This window comes from Vibrio sp. KUL80, from assembly GCF_059725495.1.
The window spans coordinates 2,839,108-2,858,730 of the sequence record NZ_AP045841.1; the positions used below are offsets into that span (position 1 = coordinate 2,839,108).

At 46.9% G+C, this 19,623-nt stretch carries 19 protein-coding genes and 1 pseudogene; 2 read left to right on the plus strand and 18 right to left on the minus strand.

All coding sequences use genetic code 11. From position 1 onward, the window contains the following. Positions 1-39: 39 nt before the first annotated feature. The 18 genes and pseudogenes from bamB to trmJ all read right to left on the minus strand — a co-directional run bounded on the left by bamB (position 40) and on the right by trmJ (position 17,153). On the minus strand, positions 40-1,197 hold the full coding sequence (gene bamB / locus AC6I8U_RS13060) for an outer membrane protein assembly factor BamB (protein ID WP_498017116.1): 1,158 nt from the start codon (positions 1,195-1,197) through the stop codon (positions 40-42). A 12-nt stretch (positions 1,198-1,209) separates the two neighbouring features. Then, on the minus strand, positions 1,210-1,824 hold the full coding sequence (locus tag AC6I8U_RS13065) for a YfgM family protein (RefSeq protein WP_128647907.1): 615 nt from the start codon (positions 1,822-1,824) through the stop codon (positions 1,210-1,212). Between the two features lie 78 nt (positions 1,825-1,902). Beyond that, positions 1,903-3,171, minus strand: a complete 1,269-nt coding sequence (gene hisS, locus AC6I8U_RS13070) for a histidine--tRNA ligase (protein ID WP_498017117.1) — start codon at positions 3,169-3,171, stop codon at positions 1,903-1,905. A gap of 26 nt (positions 3,172-3,197) precedes the next feature. After that, positions 3,198-4,322, minus strand: coding sequence for a flavodoxin-dependent (E)-4-hydroxy-3-methylbut-2-enyl-diphosphate synthase (gene ispG / locus AC6I8U_RS13075; protein ID WP_234494438.1), 1,125 nt, complete (start codon positions 4,320-4,322; stop codon positions 3,198-3,200). An 8-nt stretch (positions 4,323-4,330) separates the two neighbouring features. Continuing rightward, complete coding sequence (gene rodZ / locus AC6I8U_RS13080; protein WP_252013609.1) at positions 4,331-5,284, minus strand: cytoskeleton protein RodZ; 954 nt, start codon at positions 5,282-5,284, stop codon at positions 4,331-4,333. A gap of 540 nt (positions 5,285-5,824) precedes the next feature. Continuing rightward, complete coding sequence (gene rlmN / locus AC6I8U_RS13085; protein WP_498017118.1) at positions 5,825-6,952, minus strand: dual-specificity RNA methyltransferase RlmN; 1,128 nt, start codon at positions 6,950-6,952, stop codon at positions 5,825-5,827. Between the two features lie 247 nt (positions 6,953-7,199). Then, positions 7,200-8,636, minus strand: a pseudogene (locus AC6I8U_RS13090) (IS1182 family transposase). A gap of 116 nt (positions 8,637-8,752) precedes the next feature. Continuing rightward, positions 8,753-9,178 carry a nucleoside-diphosphate kinase gene (gene ndk / locus AC6I8U_RS13095; protein WP_042476257.1) on the minus strand — a complete coding sequence of 142 codons (426 nt, stop codon included), beginning with the start codon at positions 9,176-9,178 and terminating at the stop codon, positions 8,753-8,755. A 52-nt stretch (positions 9,179-9,230) separates the two neighbouring features. Continuing rightward, entirely contained in the window at positions 9,231-10,526 is a 1,296-nt protein-coding gene (gene pepB / locus AC6I8U_RS13100; RefSeq protein WP_498017119.1) for an aminopeptidase PepB, read from the minus strand. Positions 10,527-10,729: 203 nt separating this feature from the next. Next, positions 10,730-10,930 (minus strand): Fe-S cluster assembly protein IscX, encoded by a 201-nt coding sequence (gene iscX, locus AC6I8U_RS13105; protein WP_042476251.1) that lies wholly within the window; start codon positions 10,928-10,930, stop codon positions 10,730-10,732. A 15-nt stretch (positions 10,931-10,945) separates the two neighbouring features. Further along, on the minus strand, positions 10,946-11,284 hold the full coding sequence (fdx, locus tag AC6I8U_RS13110; RefSeq protein WP_006072576.1) for an ISC system 2Fe-2S type ferredoxin: 339 nt from the start codon (positions 11,282-11,284) through the stop codon (positions 10,946-10,948). Between the two features lie 18 nt (positions 11,285-11,302). After that, entirely contained in the window at positions 11,303-13,153 is a 1,851-nt protein-coding gene (gene hscA / locus AC6I8U_RS13115) for a Fe-S protein assembly chaperone HscA (RefSeq protein ID WP_498017120.1), read from the minus strand. Positions 13,154-13,176: 23 nt separating this feature from the next. Then, entirely contained in the window at positions 13,177-13,692 is a 516-nt protein-coding gene (gene hscB / locus AC6I8U_RS13120; RefSeq protein WP_128647911.1) for a co-chaperone HscB, read from the minus strand. Positions 13,693-13,748: 56 nt separating this feature from the next. Beyond that, positions 13,749-14,072, minus strand: coding sequence for an iron-sulfur cluster assembly protein IscA (iscA, locus tag AC6I8U_RS13125; protein WP_112460982.1), 324 nt, complete (start codon positions 14,070-14,072; stop codon positions 13,749-13,751). Positions 14,073-14,146: 74 nt separating this feature from the next. Continuing rightward, entirely contained in the window at positions 14,147-14,527 is a 381-nt protein-coding gene (gene iscU, locus AC6I8U_RS13130; RefSeq protein WP_042500728.1) for a Fe-S cluster assembly scaffold IscU, read from the minus strand. Positions 14,528-14,560: 33 nt separating this feature from the next. Beyond that, positions 14,561-15,775, minus strand: a complete 1,215-nt coding sequence (locus tag AC6I8U_RS13135; RefSeq protein WP_498017121.1) for an IscS subfamily cysteine desulfurase — start codon at positions 15,773-15,775, stop codon at positions 14,561-14,563. 28 nt (positions 15,776-15,803) lie between these two features. Continuing rightward, entirely contained in the window at positions 15,804-16,310 is a 507-nt protein-coding gene (gene iscR / locus AC6I8U_RS13140) for a Fe-S cluster assembly transcriptional regulator IscR (protein WP_042476234.1), read from the minus strand. A 111-nt stretch (positions 16,311-16,421) separates the two neighbouring features. Next, positions 16,422-17,153: a tRNA (cytosine(32)/uridine(32)-2'-O)-methyltransferase TrmJ gene (gene trmJ, locus AC6I8U_RS13145; RefSeq protein WP_498018362.1), complete on the minus strand. Its 732-nt coding sequence runs from the start codon at positions 17,151-17,153 to the stop codon at positions 16,422-16,424. 177 nt (positions 17,154-17,330) lie between these two features. On the opposite strand from trmJ, the gene suhB reads away from it, so the two are divergent. Together suhB and AC6I8U_RS13155 are read left to right on the plus strand one after the other, a co-directional pair. Further along, positions 17,331-18,134 carry an inositol-1-monophosphatase gene (suhB, locus tag AC6I8U_RS13150; protein ID WP_042476232.1) on the plus strand — a complete coding sequence of 268 codons (804 nt, stop codon included), beginning with the start codon at positions 17,331-17,333 and terminating at the stop codon, positions 18,132-18,134. Between the two features lie 183 nt (positions 18,135-18,317). Next, positions 18,318-19,511 (plus strand): ISL3 family transposase, encoded by a 1,194-nt coding sequence (locus tag AC6I8U_RS13155; RefSeq protein ID WP_498016666.1) that lies wholly within the window; start codon positions 18,318-18,320, stop codon positions 19,509-19,511. Positions 19,512-19,623: the final 112 nt, after the last annotated feature.

The window sequence follows — 19,623 nt, forward strand, 5'->3', positions numbered from 1 at the left end:
AAATCAGCCAGGAGCCGTTTGTGAATTATATCACGCTTTCTAGTTAATGGTGAGTTTCTTTATTTCACCATCACGAGTAACGATCACATAGCCACCAGGGACTAAAGTCGGTCCAACCGACATACCGCTGTCATTCATGAGTTGCTGTGCCACAAACTCACCGGTTGCACGGTCAATCCAGTGAAGATAACCAAGGCTATCCCCTACTACAACGTATCCGTCAACAATAACAGGCGCCGTAAGTTGGCGGTTTTCTAGTAGATTGTTTTCCCAAAGCTCGGTACCACTTCGAGCATCGACAGCAATTACATGATCCGTTTCTGAAATCAGGAACAAGCTACGATTGTCTGTCGCCATATCCGTCGCTGATGAGTAATTACGCTTCCAGATTGGGTTACCCGAGCGAAGGTCGATGGAAATCAGCTGACCGTTAAAGCCCACAGTGTAAAGCGTACCACCTAGAATAATTGGCGAGGCATCAACATCCACCAAACGGTCGATCTCGGTAGCACCCTTAGGCGTGCCCACTGGTTGTTGCCAGATCAACTGACCACGCTCGACAATCGCTGCCGCTAGACGACCATTCGCCGTACCCCAGAAAACACCACCGGAAACCGTCGCAGGCGCACTATCGCCGCGCAGCGTTAGGTTTGGTACATCAGTACTGATCGCCCAACGCTCTTCACCACTGGTTTGCTCAAGCGCAGCAAGCACGCCTTGACTGGTGTGAACCATAATCAGGCTAGCGTCAGCAACCGGCTTCGCCAGTACCTCACCGTTTACCTCTGCGCGCCAAAGCTCTTCACCAGATTCTACATCAAGAGCAATGACTTCACCGTTTTCACTGCCGATATATAGCTTTTGATAAGCGGCTGCAATACCACCAGATAGGCGAGCCGTTACTTCACCTTTGATTTCGGTTTGCCAGATGGTTTTACCCGTTTCTGGATCCATGGCTTTCACTACGCCATCGCGGCTCGCAACAAACAGTTTGTCGTAAGCGTAAACTGGTGAAAGCTTAGAGAAGTACTGACCTACGCCATTACCTATGCTTGAAGACCACTCTGTACTTGGAGTGAACTCACTTTGCACAACGGGTAGTGGCGCCATCACTATGGTGTCTTCTTCACTCGAACACCCTGCAAGTACACCTAATACCGAGATAGAAAGTAATACCTTTTTAACGAGTCTATTCATCGGCTATAGCCCTTACTTGGCAAGATCATCCAGCTTGATTTGTAGCGCTTGGCTCGCATCTTGTGCTTGCTGAGCTTGTGTATAAGCCGTGTAGGCAGCATCACGATCGCCTTCACGGATAGCAATATCGCCACGAAGCTCTGCAACTCGACCAGCCCATGCTGCATCCGTAATTTTATCGAGTTCCGCACGTGCGCCATCGTTATTACCCGACTCTGCCATTAGGCGTGCAACGCGATAAGTCACTAGCGGTGCAATCGCTGGATCTTTGGTGTTGCTCTGTGCCCACTGAAGCTGCGTTAGTGCATCTTCAAGGTTACCTGCTTCTACCTGCGCTTTAGCCAATTGCATCGCAGCAAGTACCGCATATTCACTCTCTTTGCTCGAATCGATGAAGGCTTGTACATCAGCACTTGCGTCAACACCGCTTACTACCATCGACTCAACAGCTTTACTGTATTGCTCTGATGCAGCTTCTTGAGCCTGGACCACGGAATCTTGATAATAACGCCAGCCAAATAAACCACCTAGACCAACAACAACGCCAAGAACCACGGCTTTCCCGTTTTCCTTCCACCAGTCTTTGATCGCTTCAACTTGTTGTTCTTCAGAATCGTAGAGTTCCACTTCCTGTCCTCTTAAAAGAAATCATTACCTAAATTAATAGGCAGCCCAAAATTGCTGCCTATCAACTTGGATTTAAACTTAAATAATATTTGCTAATTTAGCGGCTAACTCAGTTTGAGCAATAGTTTCTTGCTCTCCGCCCTGCAAATCTTTGACCACGACCGTATTCTCAGCAACTTCGTTCTCACCAAGCACAAGAGCATATACCGCCCCTACTTTGTCTGCGCGCTTGAATTGTTTCTTGAAGTTACCGCCACCAAAGTGGTTCATCACACGAATACCAGGGATCGCTTCACGCAGGTTTTCAGCAAGCTTCATACCTGCCATCATGGTGCCTTCGCCCGCTGTCACGACATAAGCGTCTACGCTGCGACGAACGTCTGTTAGCTCTAATGTTTCCATCATGAGCACAAGACGTTCTAGGCCCATAGCAAAACCCACGGCTGGTGTTGGTTTACCACCAAGCTGCTCAACAAGGCCATCGTAACGACCACCGCCACATACAGTACCTTGAGCACCTAGGCTTTCAGTGATCCATTCGAAAACAGTGCGGTTGTAGTAATCAAGACCACGAACCAAACGTTGGTTAACCGTATATTCGATACCCGCAGCATCAAGAAGTTCACAAAGGCCTGCAAAATGCGCTTTTGATTCTTCGTCTAGATAATCAGATAGCTCTGGCGCATCCACCAAGATCGCTTGTACATCTTGGTTTTTACTGTCCAAGACACGTAGCGGGTTAGTATGCATACGACGCTTGCTGTCTTCATCCAGCACATCAATGTGTTGTTCTAGGTGAGCAATCAGGGCTGTGCGGTAGTTAGCGCGCGCATCTAGTGAACCAATAGAGTTCAGTTCTAGACGAACGTGCTTGTCGATACCCAGCTCACGCCATAGACGTGCTGTCATCATGATAAGTTCAGCATCTACATCTGGACCGTTTAGACCGAATACTTCCACACCACATTGGTGGAACTGACGGTAGCGACCTTTTTGCGGACGCTCGTGACGGAACATTGGACCCATGTACCACAGGCGCTGCTCTTGGTTATAAAGCAGACCATTTTCAATACCAGCACGTACACAGCCTGCCGTGCCCTCAGGGCGCAGTGTTAGGCTATCGCCGTTGCGGTCTTCAAAGGTGTACATTTCTTTCTCAACTACGTCGGTCACTTCACCGATAGCGCGGCTGAATAGATGTGTCATCTCAACGATTGGCATACGTACTTCGTTGTAGCCATATGCGCTGACCACATGCTTCACTGTATTCTCAACTTTTTGCCAAAGTGGAGATTGTGTTGGGAGGCAGTCGTTCATGCCTCGGATTGCTTGAATAGTTTTTGCCACAGTTTAATACCGTATTGTCGTTGAGATTACTTGTCTTCTACTTCATTTACTTCGATGCGATTTGCTGTATCTAGCATCGATGCTTTCGCTCGAATTTTTGCTTCAAGCTGATTAACGAGATCATCGTTATCAAAGCGCTCTTTCTGACGTTTGCCGTCTTCATAGAAAGCACTCTTCTTATTGCTACCCGCGAGACCTAGATGAGACACTTCCGCCTCGCCTGGACCATTGACCACACAACCAATGATAGACACATCCATTGGTGTAATGACATCTTCTAAACGCTCTTCAAGTGCGTTTACTGTGCCAATTACATCGAATTCTTGACGAGAGCAGCTTGGGCAAGCGATAAAGTTGATACCACGAGAACGAATGCGCAACGATTTCAAAATATCGAAACCCACTTTGATCTCTTCAACTGGATTGGCAGCCAAAGAGATACGCAGCGTATCACCGATACCTTCTGCTAAAAGCATACCCAAGCCAACCGATGATTTAACCGAGCCTGCGCGAGCGCCGCCCGCCTCAGTAATACCAAGGTGAAGAGGTTGGTCGATTTTCTTCGCAAGTAGACGGTAGGAGTCAACAGCCAGGAATACATCGGACGCCTTAACGCTGACTTTAAACTGATCAAAGTTCAAACGATCTAGAATATCCACATGGCGCATTGCCGATTCAACTAACGCCTCTGGCGTTGGTTCGCCGTATTTCATCTGGATATCTTTTTCCAGAGAGCCGCCATTTACACCAATTCGAATTGGGATATTTTTATCACGTGCACAATCGACGACCGAACGGATACGAGCTTCGTTACCTATGTTGCCTGGGTTGATGCGCAAACAGTCTACGCCGTACTCCGCAACTTTTAGCGCAATACGGTAATCGAAATGAATATCCGCTACGAGAGGAATCGAAACCTGTTTCTTGATCTCACGGAATGCTTCAGCCGCATCCATGGTAGGAACCGAAACGCGAACAATGTCTGCGCCTACGTTTTCCAAAGCTTTGATTTGAGCAACGGTCGCGGCGACATCGGTCGTGCGCGTGTTGGTCATTGACTGAACGGCGATAGGTGCGCCATCGCCGATAGGTACATCGCCCACATAAATACGCGTAGAGGGACGACGTTTAATTGGTGATTCGTGATGCATAGTGTTTTCTAAGGTAAGGTGAATCGAGCTACTTTGCCTGAAGTATACCCAGAAAGGTCGACAGGTTCACTCGCAAATGTCATAGAAACCTTCTCTGGTGCACCTAAAATGATTTTAAATGGTGCTTTTCCATTGAGATCTACGCTATCACCCGCTTTCTTAATGCCTGTAGATACCGTTTTACCGTCTGCATCTTTCACTTGGATCCAGCAATCACCAGAAAACGACAGAGTCAGATTTGTCAGTCCTGCTGGCACCTCTGGAGCCACAGGTGCTTCTTCAACTACTGCTGGCTCAGACTCTTCGACGACGACCGCAGCTTCGGCTTCTGCTGGAGCGGCATCCTCGACGACGTCCTGAGCTTCAACTTCTGGCTGTGCCGGAGTTTCAACAATGGCTGATACATCAAGCGTTTTGACTTCTGGCTCAGGCGCTAGCTCAGTTTCCAATGCGGCTACTTTCTCACTTGCCGTTTCTTCAACAGCGAATGCAGGGTCATTGGATGAGGTATCTGCGATTTCAGAAAGCGTATCTTTCTGCTGGTTTTGCAGCCACCACACAGATGAGATACCAATGATGACAATAAAGATGCCCCATGTGAGCTTCATAATACGACTATCATGTTTCTCTTTATTGGTCTTTTTGGAAAAGCTTTGCATTGGCTGTTCGTGGTGTTGAGCGGCGCTGTGGTTTTCAATGGTTCCCAACACCTCTTGCTCATCAATTCCGACAGCTTTCGCGTAGGATCGCAAATAGCCACGCGTAAAGGTGGCGACCTGCTCTCCGTCAAAATCGTTTGACTCAATTTTCTGAATGATCGCGACACGTAAACGCAATCTATCCGCAATCTGCTTTTGCGTCAGCCCTAAGGCTTCACGCTTTTGTTTTAAAATGGTTCCCGCAAGCTCAACGTCTTGTGCTTGATGTACTTGTTCTGTGGCGTTATTTTGCTCAGTACTCATTGATATTGTACTTCTTATTGGTTGTTACTTTGACCTAACACGCTTAGTTCGTTTTTTTATCGGTGGTCATGGTCATTAGTTTGGTAAATCGCTTGCACTAGCTGTTTGATACAGCATAGTCCCAAATTGCCAACTACGGCACTTATAATCTATGTAAAGCGCTCGATTTTATTGTGATTTCATACCAACTTATCGGATTAAGCCGGTTTCATCTCGATTGGAACTGCCCATCATAGTCGATTCTCCGCACGAGTTAAAACGCCCCAAGGGAAATCCGCGTAAATAGTGACAATTTTGATTAAAAATTAACACTACTCATATCATTTTGGCGGCATTTCGTAGTATTTGATTAACGATAACTATATTTGTTCCGTTATTCTTCAATTATTTATCGAGGAAATGTGGGAAAGATCAGAGTTTTGATGCACGAATACATTCATTCAACGCCAAACTCGGAAGTACCCGCTGATTTTCACTACAAAATGTGCAAAAACGACAAAGCCAAGTCGAAACTTGGCCTTGTGTTCATCAAGATACGAATTATACCGCTTTGACTGGAATCGCCTGCTGACCCTTTTGAGCCGCAATCTGCTGAGTACGTTTGGTTCTATCAATAACGTCACCAACCAACTGTCCACACGCTGCATCGATATCATCACCGCGAGTCTTACGAACTGTCACGGTATAGTCGTACTTCATTAGCGTTTTCATGAAGCGGTCAATACGCGAGTTACTCGGTTTTTTGTACGGAGAACCTGGATACGGGTTAAACGGAATCAGGTTAATCTTCGCTGGTGTATCTTTAAGAAGCTCAGCCAGTTCACGAGCGTGGTCCATATCGTCGTTAACATGGTCTAGCAATACATATTCAACCGTTACTTTACCGCGGTTCGCGTTAGAAGATGCGATGTAACGACGAACAGATGCTAAGAAGTCTTGAATATCCCAGCGATCGTTAATTGGCATGATTTCGCTACGAAGCTTATCGTTTGGCGCGTGTAGAGAAATCGCTAGCGCAACGTCAATTTGACCTGTCATCTGGTCAAGGCCAGAAACCACACCCGACGTTGATACAGTTACGCGACGCTTAGACAAACCAAAGCCCAGATCATCAAGCATCAGCTCAAGCGCTGGCATCAAGTTTTTCATGTTGAGCAGCGGCTCACCCATACCCATCATTACGACGTTAGTGATTGGGCGACGACCCGTTTCTTTCTCAAGACCGATCTCACGAGCTGCGCGCCATACCTGACCGATGATTTCCGACACTTTAAGGTTACGGTTAAAGCCTTGCTGAGCCGTTGAGCAGAACTTACATTCCAGTGCACACCCCACCTGCGAAGAAACACACAGCGTCGCGCGATCATCATCAGGAATATAAACGGTTTCTACGTCCTGATCGCCAACACGCATCGCCCATTTAATCGTGCCATCAGAAGAGTGCTGAGCTTCTGATACCGTTGGTGCTTTAATTTCTGCCAAACGAATCAGCTTTTCACGTAGCTTCTTATTGATGTTGGTCATCTTCTCGAAGTCGTCGACACCAAAATGATAGATCCACTTCATAACTTGATCAGCGCGGAAGGCTTTTTCGCCCAGTTCCTCTTGGAAAAACTGACGCATACCCTTGCGATCAAAATCGAGTAGATTGACTTTTTGTGTGGTCATGGTGCCTCTTCGATGACGGTAATTGGTGTTAAGGGCGCGAATTGTACAGGCTTTAGCCCCTTACAACAAGCGTTACAAAACCCTAAAATATTAAGGTATTCATTTCTAAGTGAACATTTTTTGCACAACAAAAGTGACGGGTAATAAAAAAGGAGGCTATGCCTCCTTCAGATTGCTGACGAACCCCGCTTTTTCAAGCGGGGTTCTTTTTTCTGAGCGGCCATAGGCCGCGATCGCGATATTTTTGTTAGATAGCGCTCTGAAGTGAGTTGAGCCTAAACCGGCATACAGAGGCCAGTATTTGACGTATTTCTGCCCTATTTAAGCCCATTTTTCGCAGATAGCTCACCACCAACGCTATCTTCTTGATGTTTTGAGCGGCAGCGGCTAACCAACATTGCATCTGCACTTTTGCGAGACCACGGTAGCGCGCGTAACGGTGACCATGGTGTTGTTTTGCATCGGCGAAGCTTCGTTCTACCGTTTCACTTCGCCTCCGATACGTCTTTTTCCGTAGCAAGAGAGTCGCATTTGATTGGCTCGCTCCACCGCCTCGCTGTAGAGGTGACGCGTTATGACCTTCTGCATGTTTTCACTCTTGGTGCAGTCGTCCCGAACGGGGCAAAACGCACATTGCTTCGGGTCGGAAGCGTATGAGCGATAGCCTGCGCGTGTTGTGGTTTTATAGACGAGCTCCTGCCCTTCTGGACAGCGATAGGTATCGGTCTCTTTTTTGGTATTTGAAGTCTTTCTTCTTAAATTTGTTCTTAGTTCTTGATGGGCGGCGATACCCGAACACACCTAATAGACTGCGGCGCTCGAGTGATTCAGCAACAGGCGCTGTGAAGTAACCTGCATCGATACCAACTGCGATGGGGTTGAGGTTGAACTGCTCTAGCGTGTGGTCGAGACGACGGATATAGGGCTGTGAGTCATTCACATTCCCCGGTGTTGCGTATGTGTCTATGATTATACCGTGCTTGCCATCCACGGTTCGGTGGTCAAGATAGAAGAAGCCTTGAGGCTTATTGTCCCGGGTCATGAAGCCACTTTCAGGGTCGGTGGTGCTGACTTTGGTGTTTTTGACGTCTGTCTTTGGTGGCGTCTCCTTGAATGGATTTTTACCTTCGGCTTCTCGGTCTGCGGCCACATCTTCATTCAGCATATCAAGATAAGCGCCTGCACTAACTGGGCGCAGACGATTCATGTGCTTGTTCTTGTTAGCATTGGCTTTAAGGTGTGTACTGTCAGTGAAGAGCTCCTGTCCTGCGACTAAGCCTTTCTCCATCGCTTGAAGCACTATGTTATTGAAGATGCGCTCAAAGACTTCAGTACCATTGAAGCGTCGAATTCGGTTCTGGCTTAACGTCGAAGCATGGATAACTTTTTCGGTCAGTGACATTCGCAAGAACCAACGATAGGCGACGTTCACTTCAATTTCTTTGACCAGTTGGCGCTCACTTTTGATGCCGAATAGGTAGCCAAGCAGAATGATTTTGAATAAACGAACAGGGTCTACGGGCGGGCGGCCGTTATCTTTGCAGTATAGATGTGCCACTTCGTCTCTGATGAATTCAAAGTCGATGGCATTATCAATTTTTCGTACGAGATGATTTTGTGGAACAAGCTGTTCCATAGTGACCATTTCAAGTTCGTATTGCTGAGGAGAAGGTTCTTGAAGCATATCGGAGTATCCATATTTCGATACTCCTATTAGATCAAAGGTCTGGCTCGAAAGCTAGACCTTTGTCAGCAGTCTGAAGGAGGCTATGCCTCCTTTTTACTCACAACTGCACTCAATTAACGAGGACAAATTTCTGACTGTGGAAAGAAAAACTCAATCTCACGTGCTGCTGACTCTGGGCTGTCTGAACCGTGTACAGAGTTGTGGCGCATGCTTAGCGCGTAATCTGCGCGGATAGTGCCACACGCAGCTTCTTCTGGATTAGTTTTACCCATTAGTTCACGGTAGCGACAAATTGCATCTTCACCTTCCAGTACTTGAACCATGATAGGGCCAGACGTCATGAATGCACGAAGATCATCGAAAAACGGTTTACCTTCATGCTCAGCGTAAAAGCCTTTTGCTTGCTCATCGGTAAGATGAACCATCTTAGCTGCGATGATAGACAAACCTGCTTTTTCGATACGGTGATAGATTTCACCAATCAAATTACGCTTAACTGCATCCGGTTTAACGATAGAGAATGTTCTTTCTAGGGCCATTAGTGTTCCTTTTCTTTCGTGTTGTTCTTTTATTAGTAATAATTCTCTTGAATTACTTGTCAGCCTGCTCCGTTAGCAAACGAGCGAGTGTGCGCACACCCATACCCGTCGCGCCTGCAGACCATTTGTCGGTTCCTGACTTACGGTAAGTACCTGCACAATCGAAGTGCAACCAACCTTTCTTATAGTCTTCCACAAAGTAAGACAAGAATGCAGCCGCTGTACTTGCGCCCGGAGAGTAGTCACCACTGCTGATGTTCGACAAATCAGCGAAGTTCGATGGCAACATGCCGCGATGGAAGTCCGCCAATGGCAGAGGCCATAGACCTTCTTTCTCTTGATTTGCATTAGTCAGTGCTTGATGCGTTAGCTCATCATCAAATGACATGATGGCGTGGTAATCGTTGCCAAGCGCGTTTTTGGCTGCGCCAGTAAGCGTCGCGCAGTCGATGATAAGCTCTGGATTTTGCTCACTTGCGTAGATAAGACCGTCAGCAAGAACCAAACGACCTTCCGCATCAGTATTCATGATCTCAACCGTCTTACCATTTTTATAGGTAATCACATCACCTAGCTTAAGCGCGCGACCCGATACCATGTTTTCAGCACAGCAAAGGATCAGTTTTACGCGCTTGTTTAGGCCACGCATGATAGCAAGACCTAGACCGCCAGTAATGGTGCCCGCGCCGCCCATATCTGCTTTCATCGCCGTCATAAAGTTCGATGGCTTTAGGCTGTAACCGCCGGAATCAAAGGTAATACCCTTACCCACTAAACAAGCAAATACTGGCGCGTTTTCATCGCCAGTTGGATTGTAGTCCAGTTGCAGCATCGCAGAGGTGCGCTCAGAGCCACGACCAACAGCAAAAATGCCTTCCCAACCTTCGGTAAGTAGATCTTTGTCTTTAACGATGCGGTAAGTCACATGCTCTGGAGCCGCTGACTTAATGAATTCTGCCGCCATAGTAGCAAGCTGGCGCGGCGCAACTTCTTCAGCGCTTTTATTGATGATGTCACGCGTCCAGTCAGATGCTTTGATGCGAGCGTCTAACTCTTTCTTATCTTGCTCGTTTAGCTCAGCTAGCTCAACTTGAGTGCTTTTCTTAGAGTTACGGTAACCTTGGTAAAACGCCCAAGAAGACTCTAAATCCCAACCCTCGCCTGCAAGTGTGGCGTTTGAAATGCCTTGTGAATCTAACTTGCGGGCCGCGCGTTGAATCGCGCCAAGATCGTGACCTTCACCGATGTGGATCGTCGCACCTTTCTCTGAGAAAGAAATGATAGCCTTTTCGCCCCATTGTGGCGCTGCCGCTTCTTGGCTAATAAATACCGACATTGTGCTAGACATGGTCTCTCCTTGTCTTAAATCTAATTATTGCAGCTTGCCTGTTGCAGTTCGGCTGCTGTGTCGCATTCTATATATCAAATGATGTTATCACTATGTAGAGACAATACCAATGACTGCACCATGGGAATTAATAACAATGTAACATGGTGCGACAAAAAAACGGGCCAAAGGCCCGTTTTTGTATAACTAACTAGTAAGTCTGTTTAATCGTACTCATCCATCCAGCATAAAATCACAGCTTCGAGGATTTTTTCGTTGGAGCGATTTGGATCGTCGTCAAAATCTTCCAAGTCTGTAATCCATTTATGCAAGTCGGTGAAACGAACCGTTTTCGGGTCAGTTTCTGGAAATTGATCGCACAGCTCGATAGCGATATCACGAGAATCAGTCCATTTTAAGCTCATGAATCCTCCAGTTAATTAGTGATCTTCAGATGCGTGGTTGAGTGTGTATTTTGGAATTTCTACCACAAGATCTTCATCTGCAACAACCGCTTGGCAACCTAGACGCGACTCAGGCTCTAGACCCCATGCTTTATCCAACATATCGTCTTCAAGTTCTTCACTCTCTTCTAGTGAATCAAAGCCTTCACGGATGATGACGTGACAAGTGGTACATGCACACGACTTTTCACAAGCGTGCTCAATTCCAATACCGTTCTTTAGCGCTACGTCTAATACAGTTTCGCCTTCATTTGCCTCTAATACTGCCCCTTCTGGGCAGAGATCTTCATGGGGCAGAACAACAATTTTTGGCATGACTACTTAGTCCTCGATCTAAATGTTATCAACTGATTGGCCCGCCAATGCTTCACGGATGGATTTGTCCATTCGACGTGATGCAAACTCTTGGCTCGCCTTATCAGTGTCTTTAATACCTTGTTCAATAGCATCGGCATCATCGCCATTGCGAAGTTCAATCAGAGCTTCAATCGCTTTAACCAATGCCTGTTTTTCTTCTTCGTTTAGAAGTGCATCGCCGTCCGCTTGCATCGCGGCGATCAGACCTTCGATAACACGGTCGGCCTCTACGCGTTGCTCGGCCAGAGCACGCGCTAGCATGTCATCTTTGGCGTATGTCATCGAGTCTTTGAGCATGTTGGTGACTTCGTCATCGCTAAGACCATAAGATGGTTTCACCTGAATTTCTGACTGAACGCCCGTGCTCTTTTCCATCGCGGTAACAGACAGTAGACCGTCAGCATCGACTTGATACGTCACACGGATATGAGCTGCACCCGCCGCCATTGGAGGAATGCCTTTTAGTGAAAAACGAGCCAATGAACGGCAGTCGTCCACCATCTCACGCTCACCTTGCACTACGTGCACGGACATCGCCGTTTGGCCGTCTTTGAACGTAGTGAATTCTTGAGCGCGTGCCACTGGAATCGTGGTGTTGCGTGGAACGATCTTCTCGACCAAACCACCCATAGTTTCAATACCCAATGACAATGGAAGAACATCCAACAGCAGCATCTCAGAATCAGGCTTATTACCTGCAAGAATGTCCGCTTGAATCGCTGCACCAATCGCGACCACTTCGTCTGGGTTGATGCTTGTCAGTGGTGTTTTACCAAAGAAGTCACCAACCATTTCGCGAACCAATGGTGTGCGAGTCGAACCGCCAACCATGACAACTTCTAGAACGTCTTCCGCATCGACTTCCGCATCTTTCAATGCACGGCGACATGAAAGCAGTGTCTTCTTCACAAGTGGGCGAATTAGGTCTTCAAACTCTGCTTTCGTCAGTTCACCCTGCCAGCCAAGAACGTTAACAGTCGCAACGTCATTTTGGCTCAGATCGATTTTCGCTTGTGTTGCTGCATCGAGCAGTTCACGTTGCTCATGAGCGTTAAGCTCAGACTTGCCTGCTTGTTGCTGCAAGTAGTCGGCAACGAGGTGGTCAAAGTCATCGCCACCCAGTGCGGAATCACCGCCAGTTGCCAGCACTTCAAATACACCGCGAGATAAACGTAGGATAGAGATATCGAAGGTACCACCACCTAAATCGTAAACCGCAATTACGCCTTCTTGACCACTATCTAGACCATAAGCAATGGCTGCTGCAGTCGGCTCATTAAGAAGACGCAAAACATGCATACCCGCTAGGTTTGCTGCATCTTTGGTGCCTTGACGCTGGGCATCATCGAAATACGCTGGAACCGTAATCACCACGCCAGCTAATTCGCCACCAAGTGACTCTTCTGCGCGTTTACCAAGCGTTTTAAGAATGTCAGAAGAAACTTGAATCGGGTTCTTTGCGCCGCCTGCGGTTTGCAGAACAGGTAAACCATTATCACTTTCTGTCAGTGAGTATGGCATTGACGGATAACGAGCCTGAACGTCTGCCAGTGAGCGGCCGAGTAGACGCTTCACAGAAATGATTGTGTTAACGGGATCGAGGGCTGCGTTGTCACGAGCGTCAATACCGACAGTGATACTGTCATCTGCATAGCGAACCGCTGATGGGAGGATCTTATTACCGTTGGCATCTGGTAATGTCGCGGCTTCACCACTTCTTACTGTCGCGACGAGGGAGTTAGTCGTGCCTAGGTCAATACCCACAGCCAGTTTATGTTCGTGTGGCGCGGAGCTTTGGCCCGGCTCTGCGATTTGAAGTAATGCCATTCAAATATCCTTGGGAGCTTCCATTAACCAAGCAGCTTATCTTCTAGCTGTTCTATTTCACTTTGCAACTTGGCGATAAATTTTAGTTTTCTAACGCTATCAGCAGCGACTGGCCATTCGGCTTGCGAAAGCTGATCTTCTAACTCTGATAGCTGTACCTTGAACATTTTGCTGACCTTGGCTTCAAAGTCAAAAAGTTCTGATTCGGGGTCGCTTGAAGACGCGAGATCTTCCAATTCTTCTCGAAGTTCCATCTGCTCCATTAAGAACAGTGGATCTTGCAATGTTTGCTGCTCAGCGCGAATATCGACACCGTTTTCGGCCAATAAGTATTCGGCGCGAGAGATAGGCTTTTTCAGCACTTCGTAGGCATCATTGATTTGCGCTGCCTTTTGAACTGCAAGTAGGCGGTCGCGCTCAGAGGCAGTGGCAAAGTTGTCTGGGTGAAAGCGTTTTTGCAGTTCTCGGAACTGAGAAGAAAGAAGGCTACCGTCCAGCTGAAACTGAACAGGTAGCCCAAATAATTCGAAATGGTTCATAGCATTGACTCGCAATTAATGAGCTTGGCTGATATCACAGCCAAGCTCGTCAAAGGTTAAACATTAAAGCTTTCACCACAACCACACTCGCCTTTCGCATTCGGGTTGTTGAACTCAAAACCTTCGTTCAAGCCTTCTTTTACATAATCGAGCTCTGTGCCATCGAGATAAACCAAGCTCTTAGCATCGATGATCACTTTCACGCCTGAATGCTCAAACACTGAATCACCATCATCCAGTTCATCAACGAACTCAAGAACGTAAGCCATGCCAGAGCAACCCGTGGTTTTTACACCTAGGCGTAATCCAATACCTTTGCCGCGATTATCTAAAAATGTCTTAACTCGGCTCGCTGCTGCGTCTGTCATTGAGATGGCCATACTACAACCTTTGTTCGTTTCTCTTGATGATACTGTGTCTTAATAAAGCTAAAGGGCTTGGTTATCCAAGCAGTTTAGTCGTGCTTCTTCTTGTAGTCTGCAACCGCTGCTTTGATTGCGTCTTCAGCAAGAATTGAGCAGTGAACTTTCACTGGTGGCAACTCTAGCTCTTCTGCAATTTCAGAGTTCTTGATCGCGGCAGCTTCGTCAATAGACTTGCCTTTCACCCATTCTGTAACCAGTGAGCTTGATGCGATTGCTGAACCACAGCCGTAGGTCTTGAACTTAGCATCTTCGATGATACCTTCTGGTGTCACCTTGATCTGAAGTTTCATTACGTCACCACAAGCTGGTGCGCCAACCATACCACTACCCACAGCCGGATCATTCTTATCAAATGAACCTACGTTGCGTGGGTTCTCATAGTGGTCAATTACTTTTTCACTATACGCCATAATAACTTCCTCGAATCCTCTACTTCCGTGAGATTAGTGGTGTGCCCACTCAACCGTGTCTAGGTCAATCCCTTCTTTATACATATCCCATAGAGGAGACATGTCACGTAATTTGTTTACTGCTGTTCTGATCTGCTCAATCGCAAAGTCGATGTCTTCTTTAGTGGTGAAACGACCAAATGAGAAGCGAACCGAGCTGTGTGCAAGCTCATCGTTTAGGCCAAGTGCACGAAGCACGTATGAAGGCTCTAGACTTGCTGATGTACATGCAGAACCAGAAGATACTGCTAGGTCCTTAAGCGACATCAGTAGCGACTCACCTTCAACAAACGCAAAGCTTACGTTTAGGTTGTGTGGAACGCGCTGCTCTAGGTCACCATTCACTGTTACAGCTTCAAGATCTTTAACGCCGTTCAGCAGACGGTCACGCAATGCTTTTGCGTGGTCGTAGTCTTTCTGCATGTCTTGCTTAGCAACGGCAAAGGCTTCGCCCATACCCACGATTTGGTGAGTTGGTAGTGTGCCAGAGCGGAAACCACGCTCATGACCGCCGCCGTGCATTTGCGCTTCTAGACGGATACGTGGCTTACGACGTACGTAAAGCGCACCGATACCTTTCGGGCCGTATACTTTGTGAGCAGACAGTGAAATCAGGTCCACTTTCATTTCTTGAACGTCGATTGGCAGTTTGCCTGCAGATTGCGCCGCATCTACGTGGAATACGATTTTCTTGCTACGGCAAAGCTCGCCAATAGCTGTAATGTCTTGAACAACACCAATTTCGTTGTTCACGTGCATGATTGACACAAGTACTGTGTCTTCACGCATTGCCGCTTCTAGTTTAGCAAGGTCAACAATACCGTTTGACTCCGGCTCAAGGTAGGTCACTTCGAAGCCTTCACGCTCAAGCTGACGGCATGGGTCAAGAACCGCTTTGTGCTCTGTCTTAACCGTGATGATGTGCTTACCTTTCTTGCTGTAGAAGTGCGCTGCACCTTTAATAGCAAGGTTGTCAGACTCAGTCGCGCCCGACGTGAACACAATTTCACGAGGATCAGCGTTTAGCAAGTCAGCGATCTGCTCACGAGCGTTGTCTACTGCTTCTTCTGCTTGCCAGCCAAAACGGTGAGAACGTGACGCAGGGTTACCAAAGGTACCATCCATTGTCATGTATTGAACCATTTTTTCTGCAACCCTTGGATCGACAGGGCAAGTGGCAGAGTAGTCTAGATAAATAGGCAGTTTCATTCTTTACTCCAATGTATAAGCGACACTACTACGAGCGAACATTGATTCCGATGGGTGCGGTGCTTGTACTTTTTCTTGAGAACCCATGATTTACCGCGAGATCTACGTCTTGTCGGTCTGAAATTTCTAATACTTCGTTATCTACCATCAACTCACCGAGAGTGATGTTGTTTAGGAAGTCACTGATTCGAGAGCTTAAATCTCTCCACAGTGTATGTGTGAGGCAACGTGTACCACCTTGGCAATCTCCTTTGCCAGCGCATTTTGTTGCATCAACGGACTCATCAACTGCAGCGATAACAGTACCGATAGAAATCTCATTGGCTTCTGCACCTAAGCGGTAACCACCACCTGGACCACGAACACTCGCTACCAAACCTGCTTTACGCAGTTTAGAGAACAGTTGTTCTAGATAAGACAAAGAGATACCTTGACGTTCAGAGATGTCAGCTAGAGGTACTGGGCTTTGCTGTGAGTGCAGTGCGACATCAAGCATCGCTGTTACTGCATATCTTCCTTTTGATGTAAGTCTCATATCACACTATCCACATTGATTATGTGGCATAAATATTTTCATACCTGAGTATTTTAGTCAAGTATTTAATTGACTAAAATACTCAGGTATTTAACCCAACAAAAGAAATGGTTATTTTTTAACCCCAATTGCTTTTTCAACGGAGGTTAAAATGCCGCGCAATGTATTGATTTCCGTCGCTTCAGGACGTGCTCGACTAAACATTCTTCGTAGCTTATTCATCACAAGGCCCGGCTTTTCCTTAGAGATAAACTGGGTATCAGTGATGACTTTTTCAAGGTGCTGGTAGAATAATTCCAGTTCTTTGTGACGTGGATAATCGACTTCACTTGGCTCTGAATACTGCTGAGCTTCTCGCTCTAGATACGCGACTCTGACTTCATAGCTAAGTGTTTGCACGGCCATAGCAAGGTTGAGTGAGCTATATTCTGGGTTTGCAGGAATACACGTATGGTAATGACACAGCTGTAGCTCGTCATTGGTTAAACCGGTGCGCTCGCGCCCAAACACCAAAGCAACCGCGTGCTTTTCGCCCTCAATCGCAAACTTCTTGCCGCACTCACGTGGCTCAATCATCGGCCAATCTAGAGTACGCGAGCGCGCACTTGAACCAACTACCAGGCCGCACTCTTCTACCGCTTCTTCTAGAGTCGAAACGATTTTTGCACCTAATGCTATATCACTGGCCCCCGCTGCCAACGCAACCGCCTGAGAATCTACCTCACATTGAGGGTCCACAAGCACCATCTGGCTTAGTCCCATCACCTTCATCGCTCGAGCTGCCGAGCCGATATTTCCAGAATGAGAAGTCCCAACCAGGACGATTTTTACGTTGTCTAGCATTGTCACGTTGCACTCATTTTACACAATCGCAGAATGGTAACATAAACTTGACTAAAGTAGTCAGGATCTTTCTATTCATAAAATTAACAGCACAAAAAATAACCACTTCCCTTTTGCTAAATCTTTGGTATACTTCGCGCCGCTTTTTGTTCTTTAACATCCGTTGGGAAAATTCGTATGCATCCAATGCTAAACATCGCTATACGCGCTGCGCGTAAAGCGGGCAACCATATTGCTAAATCACTAGAAAACACTGACAAGATTGAGTCAGTACAGAAAGGCACTAATGACTTCGTTACTAACGTAGACAAAGAAGCCGAAGCAATCATCATCAGCACTATCCAAGCTTCATACCCAGACCACAGCATCATTGCTGAAGAGGGTGGCCTAATTGAAGGTAAAGATAGCGACGTACAATGGATCATCGACCCACTGGATGGCACCACTAACTTCGTTCAAGGCATTCCTACTTTCTCTGTGTCTATTGCAGTTCGCATCAAAGGCAAAACAGAAGTAGCGTGTGTTTACGACCCAATGGTTAACGAGCTTTTCACTGCACAACGCGGTGCTGGCGCTCAGCTTAACAATGCACGTATCCGTGTAAAACAGCTTAAAGATATCAAAGGTACTGTTATCGGTACTGGCTTCCCATTCAAGCAGAAGCAACACTCTGAAAGCTACTTCAAGATCATGTCTTCAATGTTTGTTGAGTGCTCTGACTTCCGTCGTGCTGGCTCTGCAGCTCTAGACCTATGTTACGTAGCAGCTGGTCGTCTAGACGGTTACTTCGAGCTTGGTCTAAAACCATGGGACATGGCGGCAGGCGAACTGATTGCTCGTGAAGCTGGCGCTATCGTAACTGACTTCTCTGGCGGTACAGAGTACATGAAGTCTGGTAACGTTGTGGCTTCAAGTGCACGCGGCGTAAAAGCGATGCTAAAACACATCCGTGAAAACGGTAACGAAGCTATCCTTAAGTAATTCTTTACAGCTTAATATAGTTCTGTAAAAGAAAGCACAGCCCGTCACAGCTGAATTTGAAATCCCGACCTCTGGTCGGGATTTTTTTTGGTTCATCGCGGATTAGCGGGGACTTAAAACAAAAACGGTAGTAAGTGATAAGGTTACATCGCCAAACACAACCTTGCACAAACTACCGTTTTCATGCCGAATAATACTTTCCTATCATCGTTCTGGGAAGGCTTTCATGTCGTAAAGTCTGTACAAACGTCTTCTCTTATCACGATTACTCTCAAACCCAGTACGACTGCTCGATGTGCATGTGGGCAACATGTTCAAGCCATACATGATTATCAGTGGCGCACCATTAAGGAAGCGATGATTCTTGGCGTACCTGTCGAGCTGCACCTACAAACAAGGCGTATCAAGTGCCCTGACTGCGGTATCAAAACCGAATCTATTTCTTGGCTTGAACCTTTTGCCCGTCTTACTAACCGCTTGCGTAGTTATATTGAACAGTTGCTGCCTCTTCTCCCTATCAAACATATTTCCCAAATGACGGGTGTTCATTGGCATACCGTCAAGGAGATAGATAAGCGCCGGCTGCAAAATGTAGTGCCAGAGGTTAACTGGGCGGAGCTGCGACAGCTTGTTATGGATGAGTTTGCCCTCTTCAAGGGACATCGTTATGCCACTGTTATCGCGGATGCAAAGACGCATCAAGTACTTTGGATAGGCGTCGGACGCAGCCGAAAAGATATCCGTCCTTTTTTCGAGTTACTCGGTAAGCATGGCCAGAACATAGAAGCGGTTGCGATGGATATGAATACGGCTTTCGACCTCGAAGTGCAGCAGCATTGTCCTAACGCCCGCATTGTGTACGACTTATTCCATGTAGTCGCCAAATTTGGACGAGAAGTGATGGATAGAGTCAGAGTTGACCAAGCTAATCGACTTAAACAAGACAGGAAAGCACGTCAATGGATTAAACGTTCACGCTGGGTTCTCCTCAAAAACAGAGGCAATTTAGACAGTAAGCAGGAGAGTTATCTAAATGAGATACTGAGTATGAACAAGGACTTAATGGTGACGTATTTACTTGGCTCTCAGCTTAAAGAGTTATGGCGGTGCCAGTCAGAGAGCGAAGCGGAAGGCTTGTGGGACATATGGTGGGAGCAAGTTCAAGAAAGCGGGATCAAACCACTAATGGACTTCGCGAGAAAGCTCAAACCGTACCTTCATGGCATAGTTGCTTCTGCAAGGTACCCACTCAACACCTGTACGCTAGAAGGGATAAACAACAAGATAAAGTTAATCAAACGAATGGGCTACGGTTACCGAGATATCGATTACTTCTTTCTAAAGATAAAAGCGGCTTTCCCCGGAAAGCCGCGATGAACCTTTTTTTTGCTTTTTGACAAGCTGCCTACTAATGCTAAAAGCCACAAAATTATCTGTCATCTTCACGAAAGTGAAGATCTCCTAAAGCGCGTAGCCAACTGAAAAACAA